This is a genomic window from Candidatus Pantoea symbiotica (assembly GCF_056491525.1).
On the sequence record NZ_JBSZHR010000002.1, the window covers coordinates 660,145 to 680,984 of the forward strand.

The 20,840-nt window shown below is 56.4% G+C and carries 9 protein-coding genes; 3 read left to right on the forward strand and 6 right to left on the reverse strand.

Annotated features, from left to right (window positions below):
- Positions 1 to 54: 54 nt before the first annotated feature.
- The 4 genes from ACXIZX_RS03580 to fadE form a co-directional block, all read right to left on the reverse strand.
- Positions 55 to 3,699 carry a hypothetical protein gene (locus ACXIZX_RS03580; protein WP_479403605.1) on the reverse strand — a complete coding sequence of 1,215 codons (3,645 nt, stop codon included), beginning with the start codon at positions 3,697 to 3,699 and terminating at the stop codon, positions 55 to 57.
- A gap of 168 nt (positions 3,700 to 3,867) precedes the next feature.
- Positions 3,868 to 7,875: a hypothetical protein gene (locus tag ACXIZX_RS03585; protein ID WP_479403606.1), complete on the reverse strand. Its 4,008-nt coding sequence runs from the start codon at positions 7,873 to 7,875 to the stop codon at positions 3,868 to 3,870.
- Between the two features lie 174 nt (positions 7,876 to 8,049).
- A complete protein-coding gene (locus ACXIZX_RS03590; RefSeq protein WP_479403607.1) occupies positions 8,050 to 12,912 on the reverse strand; it encodes an Ig-like domain-containing protein in 4,863 nt (1,620 codons plus the stop codon).
- Positions 12,913 to 13,073: 161 nt separating this feature from the next.
- On the reverse strand, positions 13,074 to 15,521 hold the full coding sequence (fadE, locus tag ACXIZX_RS03595) for an acyl-CoA dehydrogenase FadE (protein WP_154183154.1): 2,448 nt from the start codon (positions 15,519 to 15,521) through the stop codon (positions 13,074 to 13,076).
- 243 nt (positions 15,522 to 15,764) lie between these two features.
- Here fadE and lpcA point away from each other — a divergent pair, with 243 nt between their 5' ends.
- Together lpcA and ACXIZX_RS03605 are read left to right on the forward strand one after the other, a co-directional pair.
- Positions 15,765 to 16,343 (forward strand): D-sedoheptulose 7-phosphate isomerase, encoded by a 579-nt coding sequence (gene lpcA, locus ACXIZX_RS03600; RefSeq protein ID WP_061717531.1) that lies wholly within the window; start codon positions 15,765 to 15,767, stop codon positions 16,341 to 16,343.
- Positions 16,344 to 16,394: 51 nt separating this feature from the next.
- Positions 16,395 to 17,162: a class II glutamine amidotransferase gene (locus ACXIZX_RS03605; RefSeq protein WP_008108933.1), complete on the forward strand. Its 768-nt coding sequence runs from the start codon at positions 16,395 to 16,397 to the stop codon at positions 17,160 to 17,162.
- Here ACXIZX_RS03605 and dpaA read toward each other — a convergent pair.
- A complete protein-coding gene (gene dpaA / locus ACXIZX_RS03610; RefSeq protein ID WP_479403608.1) occupies positions 17,133 to 17,876 on the reverse strand; it encodes a peptidoglycan meso-diaminopimelic acid protein amidase in 744 nt (247 codons plus the stop codon). The two genes, ACXIZX_RS03605 and dpaA, sit on opposite strands and share 30 nt — an antisense overlap.
- 244 nt (positions 17,877 to 18,120) lie before the next feature.
- On the opposite strand from dpaA, the gene dinB reads away from it, so the two are divergent.
- Positions 18,121 to 19,176: a DNA polymerase IV gene (gene dinB, locus ACXIZX_RS03615; protein ID WP_154153766.1), complete on the forward strand. Its 1,056-nt coding sequence runs from the start codon at positions 18,121 to 18,123 to the stop codon at positions 19,174 to 19,176.
- A 46-nt stretch (positions 19,177 to 19,222) separates the two neighbouring features.
- Here the strand turns inward: dinB and pepD are convergent, their stop codons facing one another.
- On the reverse strand, positions 19,223 to 20,683 hold the full coding sequence (gene pepD / locus ACXIZX_RS03620) for a beta-Ala-His dipeptidase (RefSeq protein WP_479404843.1): 1,461 nt from the start codon (positions 20,681 to 20,683) through the stop codon (positions 19,223 to 19,225).
- Between the last annotated feature and the right edge of the window lie 157 nt (positions 20,684 to 20,840).

Here is a 20,840-nt window from a genome sequence, read left to right on the forward strand (position 1 = left end):
GGTAAAAGAGAATACGCGCAGTGGAAGAGGTTCCTGCTGCGCGTAGTGGCGTGATTAGTGATTGATTAGATTGGTTGTTACGCCGCTCTGTACCAGCAGTTCAGCATCGAGCGCGCTGTGCTGCCAGACGGCGTAAGTCACACCACCGACCGTAACGTTGCCGCTGCTGCTCCAGTCGCCAACATCACTTTTGTCGGGCAGGAGATCTGAGAGGTTTATTTTGTCGCCGGCATTGCCTTTCACCACCATCTGCACGTTGCCTGAGATGTTGAACAGATCTTTGCCGCCCTGTTGCAGAATATCGCCCAGCGACAGGTTGAGGGTGTTATTGCCGCTGCCGGTAATATCGATCACCTCCATTGACTGAATCTTGCCGAGGAAAGAGGTGAGATCCAGCGTCTGATTCGCCCCTGCCAGCTTCAGCGTATCGATGCCGCCGTTGCCGTTGAATATCTCAATTTTGCTCAGGTCGCTGACCTTATTAACGATGAAGATATTATCCAGGTTATCACCCACGGAAATAATGTCGCCGTTAAGCACGGTCTGAGTTGTTTCAGTCGACACAATCTTATCGTCATAAACCCAGAAGTTCAGGTTATCAATAGCCAGAACATCACCTGAAGTTGCCGGAATAAATTTTATGGAGGTAAATTCTTTTCCTGCTGGCAGATCTACTGTCAGATATTGGTATTTACCATTGCGCATGTAGGCAGTGTAGTTATAGGCCAATTTTCCATCATCATAGAATTCAACTCTAATATCCCCGAGCGTTAAATCTTTAATCTCGAAGGTCATTTTATTGCTTTTTTTACCATGATTTAGCATCAACGTTACAGGATCTCCCACGCAGGTTATACCCAGTGTATTGGTGGGATATTGCATGCCCTGTTCTTTAGCAATACCAGTAATTCCATGATTAGCCGATGAGCCAGACCAAATAATGCTGAACAAACCAAAGTCATAGGCTTTATTTTTGACCGGATGATTAAAAGCCTTCTGATCTTCAAAATCGAAGATCAGCGGCGTACGGGAGAAGTAGTCCGACACGTTGCCGTGCGCGTCCATGAAGGCGGCGCGGTACTCCGCCGACAGGCGGCTGTTGGCCGGCAGCGTAACGACGGCCTGGCCCGCCTGGATATCGGCAGCGGTCAGGGTGTAAAAGGCGTTTTTGCCGTCGATGTGGACGATAATCCTGTCGCCGGCCACCACGCCGCTGTTCTTCAGGCTGACGGTCAGCCTGTCGCCTTCGCGGTTAATCAAATCCGGATGATCAGGCGGCGTGGCGTCCATGCGCACCTGATGCGGCGTGCCTTCGTAGGTGTTGCCCGCGCGGTCGGTGATGCGCGTCTGTACCGTCCAGTCTGCGCCGTGGTCTTCGTTATCCTGCCAGCTCCACCTGTTGCCATCAGTCAGGGCGTCGTGCCAGGTGAGGCCGCCGTCGGTGGTGACCTCCACGCGCGCGCCGGTTTCCGCGGCGGCGAAGGTGCCCCAGTAAATGCGCCCGGCGCGGCCGTCGCTGGTGTAAAGGTTCTGCACGTCCAGCCCGCTGTCTTTGCCCATCCCGGCGAGAGCGGCGGCGTCCGGCAGCACGAGGTCGAGCACCACGTTCTGCGTCTGCTCGTGGAACGGGACGCCGCCGGGGTTGAGGACGCGCAGTTTGTACTGCCAGTCGGCGGCGTGGGCGGCGTCGTCCAGCGCGCTCCAGCTGAGGCCGCTGACGCTGACGCTGACCCAGCGCTGGCCGTCCCACATCTCCAGCGTCTCGCCCGCGCTGAGAGCGCGGCTGAGGGTGCCTTCGACAAGGCGCCCGGCGCTGCCGTCATTGGTGATGAAGTCGGTGGCGCTGATGCCGGAGTCTTTGTCCATGCGCTCGAAGGTGAGGCTGACCGGCGGCGGCGGGAGCAGCACGGCGGTCTGGCTGACCGGGGCGGCAATATTGCCGGCGACGTCGTGGATGCGCACGAGATAAACCCAGTCCTGGCCGTGGGGGGCGGGGTCGGTGAAGGACCAGCCGAGGCCGTTCAGGGAGGCGATCTGCCAGCTGACGCCGCCGTCGAGAGAGTATTCGACGACGTCGCCGGGGCTGAGCGCGCGGTCAAGTTTTCCGCTGACGAGGCGTCCGGCGGAGCCGTCGCTGGTGCGCCAGTCGCCGGCGATGCCGTCATCCTTCTCCATGTAATCAAAGGTGACCCGCACCGGTGAGGGCGGGGTGAGCAGCACGTCCTGATGCTGGTCCTCAAGCGTGCTGCCGGTGGCGTCGACCACGCGCAGCCTGTAAGTCCAGCTGCCGCCGTGCGCCGCGTCGTCCTGCGCCTGCCAGTTGAGGCCGGTTGCGGTGGCATTCACCCACGCGGTGCCGTTCCAGAACTGCAGGGTTTCGCCGGCGTTGAGCTCGCGGCTCAGCGTGCCTTCGACCCGGCGGCCGGCGGAGCCGTCGCGGGTGATGAAGTCGCTGTCGCTGGCGCCGGTGTCTTTTTCCATGCGGTCAAAGGAGAGGGTGATGTCGAGCGGCAGCAGGACCACGTCCTGCACCGCCGGAGCGGCGACGTTGCCGGCGATATCGGTGAAGCGTATCAGATACTGCCAGTCGGCGTTGTGGTCGTCGGGGTCGGTGAAGGACCAGTCCAGCCCATTCAGGGTGAGCGTATGCCAGGTTTTGCCGCCGTCGTACGAGTATTCGGCGACGTCACCGGCGTCGGGCGTGCGGTCGAGCGAGCCGCTGACGAGGCGGCCAGCGGAGCCGTCGGCGGTGCGCCAGTCGTCCGCGACGCCGTCGTCCCTGCTCATGCGCGCGAAGATAACCTGCACCGGCGGCGGCGTGACGTCGAGCACCACCTGATGGCTCTGCTCCGGCGTGGCGTTGCCGGCGGCGTCCACCACGCGCAGCCTGTACTCCCAGTCGGCGGCGTGCGCGGTGCCGTCCTGCGCCTGCCAGCGTATGCCGTTCACGCTGGCGGCCACCCACCTGCTGCCGTCCCAGAATTCCAGCGTTTCGTTCGCGCTGAGGGCGCGGCTCAGGGTGCCTTCCACCTGGCGCCCGGCGGAGCCGTCTTTGGTAATGAAGTCGGTGGCGCTGGTGCCGGTGTCCTTCTGCATCAGGTCAAAGGTGAAGTTCACCGGCAGCGGGCCGGCGGCGGCCCACCTGACGTTGTCGACGTGGAAGCCGTAGTCGCCGACGGCGGGCTCGTCGCCGGTGACCAGCTCGGCGCGGGCAATCTGCGTGCCTGCCGGAGCGGTAAAGCTCAGGGTTTTAATGACGAACTGTTTGGCGGTGACGGAGCCGGTGTAGAGCAGCTTTTCGGAGCCAATCAGGGTGCCGTTAACGTCGTAAAAGTTCATCACGGTGGTGTGGTTGTGCAGGGCAAAGTAGTCGAAGCTGAATTCGGACATGCCCTGGGCGCCGAGGGTGAAGTTGATGGTGCTCTTTTCACCCACCTGCAGCGTCTTAGAGTTGTAGCCAAACCAGTTGAACTCGGCGATTTCGAGGCGGCTGTTGTGGTTCTGGATAATCAGGCCGGCCTGGGTCTCGAGCAGGGAGCCGCTGCTGATCTTCTGACTGCGTTCGGCGTCGAAGCGCTCTTCCGGGACCGCCGTAGCCGGTGCGGCGGAAAGGGTTGCTGTGCGGCTGGTTATGGGCTGATAAGGCAGTTCATCCTGTTCCGTGCCGTAAGCGTTGGAGCGGTTTTTTCTGAAATCCATTTTTCCTGACCATTAGATAGAGGTAATGAGCGTTATCCTAAGTAATGAGAGGAGATGTGCCGTACAGACCTGTCTGATTGCCGGTGGGTATATTTTTAAGGTGCAAGCTTAAGATATGAGAAATGATAATAATGTAGCGAAACAGAGCTTCGCTACATTTAGGGATGATCAGTGATTGATAAGGGTTGTCGTTACACCACTTTGTACCAGCAGTTCAGCGTCGATCGCGCTGTGCTGCCAGACGGCGTACACCACGCCGCCGACAGTAACATTGCCGCTGCTGCTCCAGTCGCCAACGTCGCCATTATCCGGTAGTAAATCGGAGAGGTTAACCTTATCCCCGGCGTTGCCTTTCACCACCATCTGCACGTTGCCCGACAAGTTGAACAGATCTTTGCTGCCCTGCTGCAGGACATCACCCAGAGAAAGGGATAGGGTATTATTGCCGGTTCCGGTCAGATTAATGATCTCAGTTGACTGAATTTTTCCAGCTAATGCGGTCAGATCCAGATTGATGTTTTTACCGGTAAGTTGCAGCGTATCAATGCCGCCCTGACCACGCAGGAAAAAGTCATTGCTGTTAAAATAGCTGGCATCACTGAGCTGGAATACATCATCGCTGTCGCTGCCCATATAAAGGGTGTTTTGATTGATTATTTGAAGATGTAAAGGTGCTTCCGTATAGCTCTGAGGGATATAATCAACATAACTTAATTTAACATCATCAAGCCATACATAAGACCATTGTGAATAGTTTAACGTAAACTTGAGTGATGAAAATACTTCTCCATAGGGCAATTCAAACGCAATGGTTGTGATGTCAGCCGATTGCGTACCTGCCTGAGTTAATGTTCTCACTACCTTTCCTGCGGCATCGTAAAACGTAGCCGTGATAGTTTCATGGAGATTTAGATCACCCACCAGGAAGGATATTCTGTTTGCAGGTTTATTATTCTTTAAATCGATTTTATATGAGGTGTCGCCGCCACCATTAGCGATTTCAAGTGCCATGCTGGTCGGTGGCTTACCTATTCCACCTTGGTTCGTGTTACCAAACCGATTTTTAAACTCGCCATTAGAAACAGAAAGAGCTTTGAGGGTAAATGCATCAAAAATAAATTCATCACCTGTTTTTATTGCAGTGGCACTTTTTTTATTGAAACTTTCAAGATATTCACTCTTTAATTCCGGCTTTAATACTCTCCAGTTTGAATTGTTTCCTACCATATCAATATAGCTAGCGCGTATATCCTTTGGATTACCCACTTGAGATGAGTCCAGAGCAACAATGGCCTTTCCTGATGCAATATCTGCGGCAGATAAATTAACCACTACTGATTTGCCATCAATCATAAATTGCAGAGTTTCACCCGTTACCGCCGTGGCTGGCAGTGTTGCTGCAAGCTGTTTTCCGTCCCATGTAATCTCAGGCGCATCAACATTAACCCTATGATAGTGCAATGTTTGTTGCTGTTCTTTACCGAAACTATTCGCATTGGCAACTCGCGCTTTAATCACCCAGTCAGCGTTGTGAATGCCGTTATCGACCGCAAACCATTTTTTGCCGTCATGTTGGGCGTCATGCCAGGTTACACCATCATCGAATGACACCTGCACTTTTTCACCAGGTTTAAGCGCTTCACTGATAGAACCATGAACCAGTCGCCCAGCCGCGCCATCTCGTGTCAGGAAGTCCGCGTCACGAGCCGCAAAACCACTGTCCTTAGATACGGCATCAATAGTGACTTCAGCCAGCACGGACTCAAGCATTGCCTGCTGCTTATGGGGCGATGAGATGTTCCCCGCCACGTCCGTGATACGGACTTGATATTCCCAATCGGCAGAATGTTCAATATCGTCAACAAATGACCAGTTAACACCGTTAACGGTCAGTGTCTTCCAGGTCATGCCGCCATCGAGGGAGTATTCAATAAGGTCACCAGCACTGAGCGCTTTGCTAAGAGTTCCGTAAACGGTTCGGCCTGCGCTGCCATCGCTGGTACGCCAGTCGTTAGCGATACCGTCATCTTTCTCCATGCGCTCAAAATGGATCTGCACATCGGACGCGGTGGTATCAAGCAATACATTCTGCAGTTGGTCATGAACCGTTGTGCCCGCAGCGTCAACGACGCGCACCCAATAATCCCAGCGACTGTGGTGCTCAATATTGTCCTGTGCCTGCCATGTCAGACCGTTCACGGTGGCCACTACCCATTGAGTACCATCCCAGAACTCCAGCTTTTCGCCCGGATTAAGCAGGCGGCTGAGCGTGCCTTCCACCTGACGACCGGCGGAGCCGTCGCGGGTGATGAAGTCGTTGTCGCTGATTCCAGTATCTTTTTCCATGCGGGTAAAGGTGAGGCTGATAGCGCCGGGTAGCAGTAACACATCCTGAGTGACCGGAGCCGCGACGTTGCCGGCGATATCAGTGATGCGCACCTGATATTGCCAGTCTACGGCATGTGCACCGCCGTCGGTGAAGGACCAGTTGAGGCCGTTCAGGGTGAGCTTATGCCAGGTTGTGCCGCCATCCAGCGAGTACTCAATGAGGTCGCCGGGGTTGAGCGCGCGGTCAAGCTTTCCGCTAACGAGGCGGCCAGAAGAGCCATCGGTGGTTTGCCAGTCGTCCGCAATGCCGTCGTCTTTACTCATGCGTTCAAAGATAATCTGCACGTCGGACGGCGTAACGTCGAGCACCACCTGCTGGCTCTGCTCCGGCGTGGTGTTGCCGGCGGCATCCACTACGCGCAGCCTATATTCCCAGTCGGCGGCATGCGCGGTGTTGTCCGGCGCCTGCCAGGTCAGGCCGCTGACGATGGCATTTACCCATTTTGAACCGTCCCAGAACTGCAGGGTTTCGGAGGCGGCGAGGGTGCGGCTCATCGTACCTTCCACCTGGCGCCCGGCGGAACCGTCTTTGGTGATGAAATCCGTGTCGCTGCTGCCGGTGTCCTTCTCCATCAAGTCGAAGGTGAAGGTGATATCGCCTGGCAGCAGGACCACATCCTGCACCGCCGGAGCGGCGACGTTGCCGGCGATATCGGTGAAGCGTATCAGATACTGCCAGTCGGCGTTGTGGCCGTCGGGGTCGGTGAAGGACCAGTCCAGCCCGTTCAGGGTGAGCGTATGCCAGGTTTTGCCGCCGTCGTACGAGTATTCGGCGACGTCACCGGCGTCGGGCGTGCGGTCAAGCGAGCCGCTGACGAGGCGGCCGGCGGAGCCGTCGGCGGTGCGCCAGTCGTCCGCGACGCCGTCGTCCTTGCTCATGCGCTCGAAGATAACCTGCACCGGCGGCGGCGTGACGTCGAGCACCACCTGATGGCTCTGCTCCGGCGTGGCGTTGCCGGCGGCGTCCACCACGCGCAGCCTGTACTCCCAGTCGGCGGCGTGCGCGGTGCCGTCCTGCGCCTGCCAGCGCATGCCGTTCACGCTGGCGGCCACCCACCTGCTGCCGTCCCAGAACTCCAGCGTTTCGTTCGCGCTGAGGGCGCGGCTCAGGGTGCCTTCCACCTGGCGCCCGGCGGAGCCGTCTTTGGTAATGAAGTCGGTGGCGCTGGTGCCGGTGTCCTTCTGCATCCGGTCAAAGGTGAAGTTCACCGGCAGCGGGCCGGCGGCGGCCCACCTGACGTTGTCGACGTGGAAGCCGTAGTCGCCGACGGCGGGCTCGTCGCCGGTAACCAGCTCGGCGCGGGCAATCTGAGTGCCGGACGGGGCGGTGAAGCTCAGGGTTTTAATGACGAACTGTTTGGCGGTGACGGAGCCGGTGTAGAGCAGCTTTTCGGAGCCAATCAGGGTGCCGTTAACGTCGTAAAAGTTCATCACGGTGGTGTGGTTGTGCAGGGCAAAGTAGTCGAAGCTGAATTCGGACATGCCCTGGGCGCCGAGGGTGAAGTTGATGGTGCTCTTTTCACCGACCTGCAGCGTCTTAGAGTTGTAGCCAAACCAGTTGAACTCGGCGATTTCGAGGCGGCTGTTGTGGTTCTGGATAATCAGGCCGGCCTGGGTCTCGAGCAGGGAGCCGCTGCCGATCTTCTGACTGCGTTCGGCGTCGAAGCGCTCTTCCGGAACGGCTGCGGGCGCTGCTGCCATAACGGCAGTGGAGACGGAGGTCTGCGCCACGGGCAGTTCGTCCTGCTCCGTGCCGTAAGGGTTATAGCGGTTTTTTTTAAAATCCATTTTTCCTGACCATTAAGTAGAGGTAATGGTCGCTATCCTAAAGAGGACAGGAAATAGCGCGGTCCAGACATGTCTGGTATCAGGCAAAAATATTTTTGCGGCGGGGACTTAAGAAATGGCGGGGAAGGAAAATTAGAACGCGCAGCGGGAGGTTTCCCACCGCGCGTGGCATGATTAATGATTAATTACGTTGGTGGTGACGCCGCTCTGCACCAGCAGTTCAGCGTCAAGCGCACTGTGCTGCCAGACGGTGTAGACTACCCCGCCGACCGTAACATTGCCGCTGCTGCTCCAGTCGCCAACGTCGCCATTATCCGGTAGCAGATCGGAGAGGTTAACCTTATCCCCGGCGTTGCCTTTCACCACCATCTGCACGTTGCCGGACATATTTAACAGATCTTTGCTGCCCTGCTGCAGAATATCGCCCAGCGACAGATTGAGGGTGTTATTGCCGCTGCCGGTAATATCAATCACCTCCATCGACTGGATTTTGCTGAGGAAACTAGTGAGATCCAGCGTCTGATTCGCACCTGAGAGTTTCAGCGTATCAATGCCACCGTTGCCGTTGAGCATCTCGATTTTGCTCAGGTCGCTGACGTTATGCACCACAAAAATGTTGTCCAAATTATCGCCCACGGAAATGAGATCGTCTTTTACTATGTTCTGAACGGTCTCGGTTGGCAGTATCTTATTTGTCGAAGAGTGGAAATTAAAATTGTCCACCTCATATTCATCGGAGGAGCCTCCAGGAAAAATTATGCTGGTGAATTTTTTTCCAGCAGGCAAGGTAATTGTCACAGTTTGGGAACCACTCTTAGTGTTAGTAATTCTGTGAGTGTGGATTTTTGTCGCGCCGTCATAAAATTCCAGATCCATACTGGTTCGGTTTAATCCCCCAATAAAGAAAGAAACCTTATTGCTTTTAAAACCGTTATTGAGTTCCATCTTCATCGCAGAACGCCCATCATTAAGCAGCTCATGTGAATCCCAATTAACAATACCATTAAAATTACTATTACCTGACCATGTAAGACTAACCAGGCCAATGTCATAAGTCTTTCCGGCGGTTACGCCCTGGAATAACGGAGCATCTTCAAAATCAACAATATATTCCTTACGAGAGTAATAGTCCGATATGTTGCCGTGTATATCCATAAAGGCGGCGCGATATTCTGCCGACAGCGGGATGTTAGCAGGCAGCGTGATGACGGCCTGACCCGCCAAAATATCGGCATTGGTTAAGGTATAGAATGCATTCTTATTATTGATATGCACGATTATCTTATCGCCTGCCACCACGTTACTGTCTTTCAGGCTGACAGTCAGGTAATTGCCTTCCCGATTAATCATCTCCGGTGCATTAGGCTGCGTGGTATCCAGTTGCACTTGATGCATGGCGCCTTCGGTGCTCTTTCCGGACTTATTTGTGACGCGCGTCTGCAGCGTCCAGTCTGCAGTGTGCGCCGCGCTGTCCTGCCATAGCCATTTGTTGCCGTCAATCAGCGCCTCGTGCCAGGTGAGTCCACCGTCGGTGGTAACTTCAACCCGTGCGCCGATGTCTGTTTCGTCGAAAGTTCCCCAGTAGATGCGCCCTGAGCGCCCATCGTTGGTGAACAGGTTATGTGAGTCCAACCCGCTGTCTTTGCCCATACTGGACAGCAGAGCCTCCTCTGGTGGCGGTCCTTCAAGCACAACTTGCTGCTTTTGCTCGATAATTTCATTATTGCTGAGGTCAGTAACGCGTAACTTGTATTCCCAGTCGGCGTTGTGCTCGGTGTTATCCTGTGCCTGCCAGACCAGTCCGTCCACAGCGGCGAGAACCCAGGCTTTACCGTTCCAGAATTCAAGTTTTTCGCTTGGGAAAAGGAGGCGGCTTAGCGTGCCTTCAACCTTACGTCCGGCGGAACCGTCCTCCGTGATGAAGTCGGTGGCGCTGCCGCCGGTATCCTTATCCATGCGGGTGAAGGTGAGGGATATGTCGGTGGCGAGCAGCGCCACGTTCTGAGTCACCGGCGCGGCGACGTTGCCGGCGACGTCGGTGATGCGCACCTGATACTGCCAGCCTTTGTCATGGGCATCCGGGTCGGTGAAGGACCACGCCAGTCCGTTCAGTGTGACGAGCCGCCAGGTGAGGCCGCCGTCGAGCGAGAACTCAACGACGTCACCGGCGTTCAGCGCGCGGTCAAGCCTGCCGGACACGGTGCGCCCGGCGCTGCCGTCGGAGGTTTTCCAGTCGCCAGGGGTGCCGTCGTCCTTCTCCATGCGCTCGAAGGTGATGTTCACGGCAGACGGCGTGACGTCGAGCACCACGCTCTGTGCCTTCTCGTGCAGGGCCTTGCCGACGTCGTCGGTGATGCGGACTTTATACTGCCAAGTGGCCGCGTGCGACGTCGTGTCCTGCGCCTGCCACGTCATGCCGCTCACGGTGGCGCTGACCCAGGCCGTGCCGTTCCAGAACTCAAGCTTCTCGCCCGGCTCCAGCGCGCGGCTGAGGGTGCCCTCGACCTGGCGTCCGGCGGTGCCGTCTTTGGTGATGAAGTCGCTTGTGCTGCTGCCGGTGTCTTTATCCATGCGCTCAAACGTCGCCTGCACGGGCAGCGGCTGGATGAGTGTCACATTCTGGGCGAGGTCCTGCAGGGTGCTGCCCGTGCTGTCGGTAACGCGCAGCTTGTACTGCCAGCTGACCGGGTGCAGGCGGTCGTCCTGAGCCTGCCAGGTTGTGCCGTTCACGGTGGCGTTAATCCACTGCACGCCGTTCCAGAACTTCAGGGTTTCGCCCGGCAGGAGAGCGCGGCTCATTGTACCTTCGACCAGGCGTCCGGCGGAGCCGTCCTTCGTGATGAAGTCGGTATCGCTGTCGCCGGTGTCCTTATCCATGCGGGTAAAGGTGAGGCTGATGGCGGTGGTGAGCAGCACCACTTCCTGCACCACCGGTGCAGCGACGTTGCCGGCGACGTCGGTGATGCGCACCTGATACTGCCAGTCTTCGCTGTGCGCGCTGCCGTCGGTGAAGCTCCAGCTCAGGCCGCTTACGGTGAGCTTCAGCCAGGTGGCACCTCCGTCGAGGGAGTACTCGATGACGTCGCCAGGGCTGAGCGTGCGGTCAAGCTTACCACTGACGGTGCGCCCGGCGGAGCCGTCGGTGGTTTGCCAGTCGTCCGCCATGCCGTCGTCTTTACCCATGCGTTCAAAAATAACCTGAACGTCAGAAGGCGTGACGTCGAGCACCACTTCCTGAGTCTGTTCGTGAAGAGTGCTACCGGCGACGTCGGTGATACGCAGCTTATACTGCCAGGTATCGCCGTGCGCACTGGTATCCTGTGCTTGCCAGATCATACCGTTGGCTGTGGCCTTCAGCCAGGCGGAGCCGTTCCAGAACTCCAGGGTTTCATCCGGCTCCAGAGTGCGGCTGAGCGTCCCCTGTACGAGGCGTCCGGCGGAACCGTCTCTGGTGATGAAGTCGGTACCACTGCTACCGGAATCTTTCTCCATTCGCTCAAAAGTGGCCTGAATGGGGAGAGAAGGGGTGAGCACTACATCCTGGTGCCGATCTTCCAGCGTACTACCGGAGGCGTTAATCACGCGTACTTTGTAGGTCCAGCTGCTGCCGTGCGCGGTGTCATCTTGTGCATGCCAGCGCAGGCCGTTGGCGGTGGCCTCCACCCACTGGGTGCCATTCCAGAACTCCAGTTTTTCACCCGGTTCTAGCAGACGGCTGAGGTTACCTTCCACAATGCGTCCGGCAGATCCGTCTTTAGTGATGAAGTCGGTTGCGTTGGGCCCGGTATCCTTATCCATGCGGTCAAAGCTGAGGCGTACCGGAGGTGGCAGCAGCACCACATCCTGCACCGCAGGAACGGCGACGTTGCCGGCGACATCGGTGATGCGCACCTGATACTGCCAGTCGGCTTTATGACCGTCCGGGTCGGTGAAGGACCAGTCCAGCCCGTTCAGGGTGAGTTTGTGCCAGGTTTTACCGCCGTCGGTGGAGTATTCGGCGACGTCGCCGGCGTCGGGCGCGCGGTCAAGCTTACCGCTGACGGTGCGGCCGGCACTGCCGTCGGTGGTTTTCCAGTCGTCGGCGATGCCGTCGTCTTTGCCCATGCGCTCAAAGATAACCTGCACCGGTGATGGTGTGACGTCGAGCACCACCTTCTGGCTCTGTTCTTGAGTGGTTTTACCGGTGTTATCGACCACGCGCAGTTTGTATTCCCAGTCTGCGGCGTGGGCGATAGCGTCTTGAGCCTGCCAGGTCAGACCGCTGACGCTGGCGGTCACCCATTTCGAGCCGTCCCAGAACTCCAGCGTTTCGTTCGCGCTGAGTTCGCGGCTCAGGGTGCCGTTTACCTGGCGACCGGCGGAGCCGTCGTTAGTGATGAAGTCGGCGGCGCTGGCGCCGGAGTCCTTCTGCATCTGGTCGAAGGTGATGTTAACCGGCAGCAGATTGGATGCACTCCACCTGACGTTGTCGATGTGGAAGCCGTAGTCGCCGACGGAGGGCTCGTCGCCGGTGACCAACTCGGCGCGGGCAATCTGGGTGCCGGACGGGGCGGTGAAGGTCAGGGTTTTGATGACGAACTGTTTGGCGGTGACGGAGCCGGTGTAGAGCAGCTTCTCGGAGCCAATCAGGTTGCCGGCGGCGTCGTAGAAGTTCATCACGGTGGTGTGGTTGTGCAGGGCAAAGTAGTCGAAGCTGAACTCGGACATGCCCTGCGCGCCGAGAGTGAAGGCGATGGTGCTTTTTTCGCCGACCAGCAGGGTTTTGGAGTTGTAGCCGAACCAGTTGTACTCGGATACTTCGAGGCGGCTGTTGTGGTTCTGGATAATCAGGCCGGCCTGGGTTTCGAGCTGCGTACCGGTGCTGATCTTCTGCAAGCGCTCGGCGTCAAAGCTCTCTTCGGGGGTTGCGGCGGTGGTTGCTGCATACGCGCTGACGTGCGCGTCGAAGACGGTCTGTGTGTGCGTATCAGAAAGCGGCTGCGGCAGTTCGTCCTGCTCCGTGCCGTAAGGGTTATGGCGGTTTTTCCTGGAATCCATTTGTCTGAACCATTATTGATGAGGTAATGGCCGGTATCCTAAAGAGGCGGGAAAATAGCGCCGTGCAGATATGTCTGATATGCAATGAAAATATTTTTACTACCAGAGCTTAAGAAATGGAAAAGTGAAGAGGCAGCGAATTTCTTCGCTGCCTGAGGATATTACGCCGCTTCACTTGCGCGGGACGGTTTACCTGCTTTGGGTTGAACGGGCACTGCCAGCGCTTCCGGCGCAAAATCATCGACGTTAATCGCTTTCAGGCGGCTGGCTTCAGCACGGATCAGCACCTGCGCTTCGCTCTCATCAATCCAGCCCTCTTTCAGACCACGCTGCGCCAGCGCATCCAATCGGGTGAACGACAGGTGTTTTTTCTGCTGCTGGCATAGACGATCGTGAATCACTTCGGCGGCCATCACATCCTGCAGCGCCTGCTCCAGCTGACCCGCCGGATTATGTGCGCTTGGTGCCAGATACTGGCCACGGCCCAAGCGGGTACGCGTCGCGGAAGGCAATTGCAGCAGTTTCGCCAGTTTGTGATCCAGTTTATCGGATGGTGCCGGGCAGTGATGACCACCGGCGAAAATCACCAATCGCAGCGCACCGGCCACCATGCGGTTCGGGAAGTTGCGCAGTAAATCATCCATCGCCACTTCGGCCTGATGCAGCGCATCCTGTACGCCCCAATGTACCAGCGGCAAATCAGCTTCGTTGCGGCCTTCGTCCTCATAGCGTTTCAACGTAGCCGACGCCAGATACATCTGGCTCAACACATCGCCGAGACGCGCCGAGATGCGTTCACGACGTTTCAGGCTGCCGCCCAGCACCGCCATCGACACATCTGACAGCAGCGCGAGGTTGGCACTCAAACGGTTGATATGCTGATAGTAGCGGCGCGTGGCGTCGCGGGTTGGCGTGGCGCTGGTGCGACCGCCGGTTAAGCCCAGCCACAGGCTGCGCACTTTATTGCTGCCAACGTGGCCAATATGGCTGAATAGCGCGCGATCAAAAGTCACCAAATCGTTTTTCGCTGCGGCATTCATCTCTTCCAGCACCCAAGGATGGCAACGGATGGCGCCCTGGCCGAAGATAATCATGCTACGTGTCAGGATGTTAGCGCCTTCTACGGTGATGGCGATTGGTGCGCCCTGATAAGCACGCGCCAGGAAGTTGTTTTCGCCCAGCATAATGCCTTTACCGCCAGCGATATCCATCGCGTCGATAATGGCGCGCTGACCGCGATGGGTGCAGTGATACTTCACAATCGCCGACAGCACCGCCGGTTTTTCACCGAGCATAATGCCGCTAGTGATCAGCGTCGCGGCAGCGTCCATCACGTAAGCGTTACCGGCAATGCGCGCCAGAGGCTCTTCGATCCCTTCCATTTTACCGATAGATACTTTGAACTGACGGCGGATGTGCGCATACGCACCGGTCGCCAGCGCAATGCTTTTCACGCTGCCGGTTGAGTTCGAAGGCAGCGTAATACCGCGACCCACTGACAGACACTCCACCAGCATGCGCCAGCCTTGACCGGCCATTGACGGGCCGCCAATGATGAAATCGATCGGTACGAAGATGTCTTTACCGCGCGTCGGACCGTTCTGGAACGGCACATTAAGCGGGAAGTGGCGCTGGCCAATCTCTACGCCAGGCGTGTGCGTTGGGATCAGTGCGCAAGTGATGCCGAGCTCTTCGGTATCGCCCAGCAGATGATCCGGATCGGAGAGTTTGAACGCCAGACCCAACACGGTGGCGATCGGTGCCAGCGTTATATAGCGCTTGTTCCAGGTGAGGCGCATGCCCAGCACTTGCTGACCTTGCCATTCACCCATACATACCACGCCGGTATCGGGAATCGCGCCGGCATCCGATCCCGCTTCCGGGCTGGTCAAGGCAAAACAAGGGATCTCATCACCGCGCGCCAGACGTGGCAGGTAATGATCTTTCTGCTCATCGGTACCGTAATGTTGCAGCAATTCGCCTGGGCCGAGTGAGTTGGGTACGCCGACGGTGATCGCCAGAATGCCAGAGACGCCCGCCAGTTTCTGCAGCACACGCGCCTGCGCATAAGCGGAGAACTCGAGGCCGCCATACTCTTTCTTGATGATCATGGCGAAGAAGCGATGCTGTTTCAGATACGCCCACAACTCCGGTGGCAAATCGGCCATTTCATGGGTGATTTCGAAGTCGTTCGCCATGCGGCACGCTTCTTCCACCGGGCCATCAATAAAGGCTTGCTCCTCTTCGGTCAGGCGCGGCTGCGGGTAGTTATGCAGCTTCTGCCAGTCCGGTTTGCCGCGAAACAGATCGCCTTCCCACCATGTGGTGCCGGCGTCGATCGCCTCTTTTTCGGTGCGTGACATAGGCGGCATCACTTTCTGGAAGCTGTGCAGCGCCGGTTTGGAGAACATGCTGCGGCGCATCACTGGCAGGTTGAACGGCAGCAGAATGATCGCTAGCGGCAGCAGCATCCACGGTGTCCACACGTCAGCGGCCGCCAGCGCGCCAGTCCACAGCAGCAGAATCACGCTGCTCAGCTGAAGAGAAATTTGGTGGTAGAACAACACGCTAAGCAGGATTAGCGTCGCAACGATTGAGGCAACCAACATAATGAACCACTCCATAAGTAGTAAGAGGTCTGACCTGTTATGGGTGTAGGTTTAGAATATGGGGCAAAATTTATCAATCTGTTTACATCGCAATTACAACACATCTCACAAATTCGTTGCACGATGCGCAACAACTGCCAAACTTCCTCAAAGCGCCGCGCTTTTACTGAATGCAGGCGCTTTGCGGCGTAGCCCCATTCCGTTAAACTTGCCGGGTCAATCTTTCCTCTAAAGGACATCCCTATGTATCAGGACATTATTCGCTCAGAACTCAATGAAGCAGCCGATACGCTTAACAACTTCCTGAGTGACGAAGCCAACATTCACGCGATTCAGCGCGCCGCAGTGCTGCTGGCCGACAGCTTCAAAGCGGGCGGCAAGGTGCTCTCCTGCGGTAACGGCGGCTCGCACTGCGATGCCATGCATTTTGCTGAAGAGCTGACTGGGCGCTATCGTGAAAACCGTCCTGGCTACCCGGCGATTGCCATTTCTGATGTCAGCCATCTCTCTTGCGTCAGCAACGATTTTGGCTACGACTATGTGTTCTCGCGCTATATCGAAGCGGTTGGTCGCGAAGGTGATGTGCTGTTGGGCCTCTCAACCTCCGGTAACTCCGCCAACATCATCAAAGCGGTGGAAGCTGCGCGCGCGAAAGGCATGAAAGTGATTACTCTGACCGGTAAAGATGGCGGCAAGATGGCAGGTTCAGCGGATATTGAAATTCGCGTGCCGCACTTTGGCTATGCCGACCGCATTCAGGAGATTCATATCAAAGTGATCCACATCCTGATGCTGTTGATTGAAAAAGAGATGGTTAAGTAATGATGCGTTCCTCTCGCCGTGTGCGAGAGGATCTAACTTAAGGCGGTTGCTATGTGCGAATTGCTCGGGATGAGCGCCAATGTCCCCACGGACATCTGTTTCAGTTTTACCGGTCTGGTGCAGCGTGGCGGTGGAACCGGGCCGCACAAAGATGGTTGGGGCATCACGTTCTACGAAGGAAAAGGGTGCCGCACCTTCAAAGATCCGCAGCCGAGCTTTAACTCGCCGATTGCCCGTTTGGTGCAGGAATACCCGATCAAATCGCATTCCGTGGTGGCGCATATCCGCCAGGCGAATCGCGGGGAAGTGTCGCTTGAGAATACTCATCCGTTCACGCGTGAGCTGTGGGGCCGCAACTGGACCTACGCACACAATGGCCAGCTTAAAGGTTATCGTCAGTTGGATACCGGGCCATTCCGCCCAATTGGTGAAACCGACAGCGAGAAAGCGTTCTGCTGGATGCTGCACAAACTGACCGAGCGCTATCCACGCACGCCGGGCAACTGGCCAGCGGTGTTCCGCTACATTGCCGAGCTGGCAGCAGAAATGCGTGAGAAGGGCGTGTTTAACATGCTGTTATCGGATGGGCGCTACCTGATGGCGTTTTGTTCGACCAATCTCTACTGGATTACGCGCCGTGCGCCGTTTGGCAAAGCCACGCTGCTCGATCAGGATGTGGAGATTGATTTTCAGCAGCAGACGACGCCGCAGGATGTGGTGACGGTGATTGCCACGCAACCGCTGACAGGCAATGAAACCTGGCACCGGATAGTGCCAGGCGAGTGGGCATTATTTTGCCTGGGTGAGCGCCAGGAATGATTTCGAGGCAGCATCCGGTGTAGCGATCACCGGCGTGCTGTTCACCGCATATTGGCCGGTGGCCGTCACATTCACCGTTGGCGGCACACGGTACTTGGCAAAGTACGCATAGCCCGGCTGCAGTTCACGCCAGAAGTTAATGTAGGTCGAGTATTTATGACGCTGCATATTGCTGTCGGTCATACGGAACGGATAGATGTTGACCTGAATTTCTTGCTGACCATTGCGCAATGCGGCGTTGGTGTAGGTGAAGATCTCATCCATTGACGCATTGGTCATCGCGTAGCAACCAATCGATACGCAATCACCGTGAATCATTAAATAGTTACCGTCATAACCTTTAGCGCGATCGTATTGATTCGGGAAACCGGTGTTAATAGCGCGATAGAAACGGCTATCCGGTTTCAACTGATTCAGCTTGACGTTATAAAAGCCTTCCGGACTTTTGAAATCGCCCTGACGACGTTTAGGTCCTAAACCGCCAGAGAAATTACAGATGCGATAGCTGTCCAGCAGACGATATTCATTACCGATTTTGCCGTACAGTTCCAGCGTACGCTCTTCCTTGAAAATCTGAATAAAAACGGGGGTGCCAATTAGTTGTTTCTTTAACTCTTTGCTCACCGGAGCCAGCGGTTGCGTAGGCTCGGGGTTAATTGCCCAGCTAAGGACTGGCATAAGAATCATCGCAAGCGTTAATGCGATTCTGCCCATTCTGTAGATACCTTGAATTGAAGAGAGACGATGACGCTGAGCGTCCGGGTATTGCATTATCGGAAATATCCGCTATCGCAGCGCAACATTAACATTGTCTGGCTTTTAATCAAGCCAGTGTCCGAGAAAATGGCGCGTTCCTAAAAGGAATACGACCACTAATTTGTAAACTTTAATCTCTCTCTCAACAATTATTGCCGATATTTTTCGCTGCTGTATACTTATCCAGTGCTCAGGAGGGCGTATGCGCAAAATTATTCATGTCGATATGGACTGCTTTTACGCAGCGGTTGAGATGCGCGACGATCCCTCTTTACGTGATATTCCGATCGCCATTGGCGGCAGTCGCGTGCAGCGTGGTGTGATCAGTACTGCTAACTATCCAGCCCGCAAATATGGCGTGCGCAGCGCAATGCCGACCGGCATGGCGCTCAAACTTTGCCCGCATCTGCGGCTGCTGCCTGGCCGCTTCGATGCCTATAAAGAAGCCTCCCGCCAAATCCGCGACATCTTCTCGCGTTACACCTCGCTGATTGAACCGCTCTCACTGGATGAAGCCTATCTGGATGTTACCGATAGCCTGCATTGCCACGGTTCGGCGACCTTAATGGCGCAGGCGATTCGCGCTGATATTCTGCGTGAAACCGGGTTAACCGCTTCAGCCGGGATCGCGCCGATCAAGTTCCTCGCCAAGATCGCCTCCGATCTCAACAAACCCAACGGGCAATATGTGATAACGCCTGACGCGATGTCCGATTTTTTACTCACGCTGCCGCTGAGCAAAATTCCTGGCGTCGGTAAAGTGGCGACCAAAAAGCTGGAAGAGATGGGATTGCGTACCTGCGCTGATGTGCAGCGTGCCGATCTGGCTTTGCTGCTCAAACGCTTTGGCAAGTTTGGCCGCATCTTGTGGGAGCGCAGCAACGGCGTTGATGAGCGCAATGTGGTGGTTGAGCGCGAACGCAAATCGCTTGGCGTTGAACGCACGCTAATGGAAGACATTCACAGCTGGGAGCAGTGTCTGGAGATTATTGATTTTCTCTATGCTGAGTTGGATCGCCGCTTAACCGCCATCAAGCCGGATAAACAGATCGCCCGGCAAGGTGTGAAACTCAAGTTCAATGATTTCCAGCAAACCACGCAGGAGCATGTCTGGTCGGTGCTGAATAAAGAAGACATGATCACGATTGCACGTCAGGCGTGGGACGAACGCAGAGCAGGGCGCGGCGTACGGCTGGTGGGATTGCATGTCACGATGGTGGATCCTCAGCTGGAGCGGCAGTTGGTGCTGGGGTTGTAGGCATAAAAAACCCGACCGAAGCCGGGTTTGTCGCGAAATTCAAAACTTACGCTTTTTCTGGCACCACGCTGAGCAGCGCAGTCAGCAGTTTCCAGTACAGACCCACGCTTTCAATGTGAACCTGCTCATCCGGCGAATGCGGGCCGGTGATGGTTGGGCCAATCGAAACCATATCCATGTTCGGATACGGTTTTTTGAACAGACCACACTCCAGACCGGCGTGAATCACCTGAATGTTCGGCGTTTTGCCAAACAGCGCTTCGTAGGTTTTACGCGTCAGCGCCATCACCGGTGAATCGGCATCAGGCTGCCAGCCCGGATAGCCGCCTTTTGGTGCGCTTTTCGCCCCGGCCAGTTCGGCCAGCGAGGTCAGAACTTCAACCACCCAATCTTTGCCGGTATCGATCAGTGAACGAATCAGGCAGATGATTTCGGCATTGCTCTGGTCCATAGTCACCACGCCAACGTTGAGCGAGGTTTCCACCACGCCTTTCGCCACGTCGGAGTTACGGATCACACCGTTTGGTGTGGCGTTGAGCAGGTTGAGGAAACGATCGCGGCTGTCAGCGTTCAGCGCCTGGCCTTGATGCGCCAGCGACTCAGCGACAACGGCGATGTTCTTCTCTTTCACGCCCAGTTCGTTCAGCAGCGTTGCCTGGAAATGGGCCGCAGCCGATTTCAGTTCGTCAACTTTATGGCTGTCGATCGCCAGCGTAGCGAAAGCTTCACGCGGGATAGCGTTACGCAGCGTACCGCCGGTAAATTCGATCAAACGCACATCGAGTTCACGCGCGTGTAGCGCGAGGAAGCGTGCCAGCAGTTTGTTGGCGTTGCCGAGACCATGATGAATGTCGGCACCGGAGTGACCGCCTTTCAGGCCTTTCAGCGTCAGCTTCAGGGTTTCATAGCCCGCAGGAATCGCTTCACGCGTCAGTGGTAAGGTGGTGATGAAGTCGATACCACCGGCGCAACCCATGTAGATCTCACCTTCCTCTTCCGAGTCGGTGTTGATCAGAATGTCGGCCTGCAGCCAGTTCGGCTGTAAACCAAAGGCGCCGTCCATCCCCGATTCTTCGGTCATGGTCAGCAGCACTTCAATCGGACCGTGGATCAGGCTGTTGTCAGCCAGCACCGCCAGCGCAGACGCCATACCAATGCCGTTATCCGCGCCCAGCGTGGTGCCGCGTGCTTTCACCCATTCGCCATCAACATACGGCTGAATCGGATCTTTGGTGAAGTCGTGCACCGTGTCATTGTTCTTCTGCGGCACCATATCGAGGTGCGCCTGCAGCGCCACCGGCGTGCGTTTTTCCATACCGGCGGTAGCGGGTTTACGAATCAGGATGTTGCCAACCTGATCGCGCTCAACCCAAAAACCTTGCTCTTTTGCCCAGCCGACAATGTATTCGGCCAGTGCTTCTTCGTGGTAAGAAGGGTGCGGAATGGAACAGATTTTGGCAAAAATATTCCACAGCGGTTGGGGTGAAAGTTGCGACAATTCAGACACCATGCATCTCCTGTGTCAGCGTGGCGGACAGACCGCACGCACGCGGGTTTCCAGTAAAAATCGTCGTCAGAACATCTGACGTGATGGGCCTGAGAATATCACTGTTTCTCGCCGGGTGCGTAATCAGGCGCGCTAAAAACCTGCAACCAGTAAGACA

Coding starts and splice junctions, on each gene's coding strand:
- ACXIZX_RS03580 (WP_479403605.1), bottom strand. CDS start 3,699: ATGGATTTCAGAAAAAACCGCTCCAACGCTTACGGCACGGAACAGGAT.
- ACXIZX_RS03585 (WP_479403606.1), bottom strand. CDS start 7,875: ATGGATTTTAAAAAAAACCGCTATAACCCTTACGGCACGGAGCAGGAC.
- ACXIZX_RS03590 (WP_479403607.1), bottom strand. CDS start 12,912: ATGGATTCCAGGAAAAACCGCCATAACCCTTACGGCACGGAGCAGGAC.
- fadE (WP_154183154.1), bottom strand. CDS start 15,521: ATGTTGGTTGCCTCAATCGTTGCGACGCTAATCCTGCTTAGCGTGTTG.
- lpcA (WP_061717531.1), top strand. CDS start 15,765: ATGTATCAGGACATTATTCGCTCAGAACTCAATGAAGCAGCCGATACG.
- ACXIZX_RS03605 (WP_008108933.1), top strand. CDS start 16,395: ATGTGCGAATTGCTCGGGATGAGCGCCAATGTCCCCACGGACATCTGT.
- dpaA (WP_479403608.1), bottom strand. CDS start 17,876: ATGGGCAGAATCGCATTAACGCTTGCGATGATTCTTATGCCAGTCCTT.
- dinB (WP_154153766.1), top strand. CDS start 18,121: ATGCGCAAAATTATTCATGTCGATATGGACTGCTTTTACGCAGCGGTT.